This window comes from Streptomyces katrae (assembly GCF_000966975.1).
In the GTDB taxonomy this organism is placed as follows: domain Bacteria; phylum Actinomycetota; class Actinomycetes; order Streptomycetales; family Streptomycetaceae; genus Streptomyces; species Streptomyces katrae.
Genome location: NZ_JZWV01000446.1, coordinates 1 through 1,278, shown reverse-complemented (window position 1 = coordinate 1,278; position 1,278 = coordinate 1). Strand labels below are relative to the sequence as shown.

Annotated in this window: 1 protein-coding gene; it reads left to right on the top strand. The window is 78.7% G+C overall.

Going from position 1 to position 1,278, the window contains the following annotated elements:
• The coding region (locus VR44_RS16830; protein ID WP_045948326.1) for a DUF5691 domain-containing protein at positions 1-1,215 on the top strand (1,215 nt) is incomplete at its 5' end.
• Between the last annotated feature and the right edge of the window lie 63 nt (positions 1,216-1,278).

Here is a 1,278-nt window from a genome sequence, read left to right as displayed (position 1 = left end):
GCGGCGCTGGTCCCGGCGCTGCTGGACGCGGCCCGGGCCCGCACCGACCTGCGCCCGCAGGCCCTGGCCCTGGCCGGGGCCCGGGGGCTCTGGCTGGCCCGGCTGAATCCGGAATGGCGGTTCGCGCTGCGCGGGGCGGCGGGCGGCACCGGCGAACTGCCCGACCCCGCCGACGGGGAGGCGGTGACCCGGCTCTGGGAGGAGGGACTGTTCGCGGAACGGGTCGCCCTGCTGGGCGCCGTACGGGCCCGTGACGCGGCGGCGGCGACCCGGCTGCTGGGCACGACCTGGGCCACCGAGCGGGCCGAGGACCGGCTGATGTTCCTCGACTCGCTGCGGACGGGGCTGTCGATGGCCGACGAGCCCTTCCTGGAGGCGGCGCTGGGCGACCGCAGCCGCAACGTACGGGCGACGGCCGCGGAACTGCTGTCCGCGCTGCCGGAGTCGGCCCTGGCCGGGCGGATGGCCGAGCGGGCGCTGGCCTGCGTGGGCCCGGACGCGGTGGAGCCGCCGGCGGAGTGCGACGCGGGGATGCTGCGCGACGGGGTGGTCGAACGGCCGCCCGCGGGGCGTGGGGAGCGGGCGTGGTGGCTCGGCCAGGTGGTGGACGCGGCTCCGCTGTCCTGCTGGCGGGACCGGTTCGGGGGGCTGGACCCGGCGGAGATAGTGGCGCTGCCGGTGGCCGGGGGCTGGGCGGAGGAGATACACGCCGCCTGGTGCCGGGCGGCGGTGCGACAGGGGGACGCGGAGTGGTCGAAGGCGCTGCTGGGCGCGGCGTCCGCACCACCGGCGGCGGGCCCGGGCACGGCGTCGCTCGCGGAGCGGGCCAAGCTGCTGGAAACCCTACCGGAGGGGGAACGGGCCGAGTGGGTCGCGGAGTTCGTGCGGGCCCACGGGCTGTCGGAGGCGTTCCAGCTGCTCGGGGTCTGCCGGGTGCCGTGGGCGGGGGCGCTGGGACGGGCCGTGGTGGACGCGCTGGACGCCGCGCGGGTCGCGGGGGGTTATCCGTGGAGCTTCAGCGGGGTGATGGGGCTGGCGGAGCGCTGCCTCGATCCTGCGGAGGCGGGCCGTCTGGAGGTCCTCACGGCCGGGGTGGCCGGGCTGCCGGAGGGGGGCTCCGGGGCCTCCGCGTACTGGGCCGAGGCCTTCCAGCGGCTGCTGGCGACGCTTCGGCTGCGGGCCGCGATGCTCACGGAGCTCACGCCGCCGCCGTAACGCACCGCCGCCGCCCGCGGGCCGGGGCCGCTGCGCGGTGCTTGCTCCCCGCCCCGCCCTTCC